Consider the following 686-nt stretch of genomic DNA (forward strand, 5'->3'; position numbering starts at 1 on the left):
AATACCCCCTCCTTTGAAAAAGGTGAGGAGCATACTCCGCAAGGGGGAGGATTTAAAAAGTCTTAACTGATCAGCATTCGTCTAACAAACTGCATTTACCCCCATTCTTTCTTCAATCAAGTCATAACACCATTGAAAAACAAAGGTATAAACCAGAATACAACTGGTCATTCCCAAATCCAACAAAATGGCTTGTAGTATGCTCATATCCATCGCATAAGCAACCATTGGAATTGTGGCGAGCATTAACCCACCTTCAAAACCAATCGCATGTAGAATACGAATTTTAATGGTTCGCTTAAACTTCTTTTTTTGTTCTATTTTTTCAAAAAAATGATTAAAAATCATATTCCAAACCACTGATGTAACCGCCATGGCTACACCTAAAGTTCCAGTCACTTCCATTGGAACTTCAAAAATAAAACTTAGTGCAATCGCTATGATCACCAATAGAATGATCTCATAGCTCAATGCATGAATAATCCTTCTTTTAGAAATCACCATTTTAAAATACTCACTTTTCTTTACGTTGCTGGCTTATGCATGAATGATTCATTCAGTACATGAAAACAGATATTGATTAGACATCTTGCGATAAGTCGAGTTGTGATGAACATTTATTTTTAATGGAAGTTCCCTCTCCTTTATAAAGGAGAGGGTTAGGGAGAGGATTTATATGATAAATC

General features: G+C 35.6%; 1 protein-coding gene. It reads right to left on the reverse strand.

Going from position 1 to position 686, the window contains the following annotated elements:
- Positions 1-81: 81 nt before the first annotated feature.
- Positions 82-504: a chlorhexidine efflux PACE transporter AceI gene (aceI, locus tag GGG_RS0119045; protein WP_010118100.1), complete on the reverse strand. Its 423-nt coding sequence runs from the start codon at positions 502-504 to the stop codon at positions 82-84.
- Between the last annotated feature and the right edge of the window lie 182 nt (positions 505-686).

The organism is Acinetobacter sp. P8-3-8 (genome assembly GCF_000214135.1).
In the GTDB taxonomy this organism is placed as follows: domain Bacteria; phylum Pseudomonadota; class Gammaproteobacteria; order Pseudomonadales; family Moraxellaceae; genus Acinetobacter.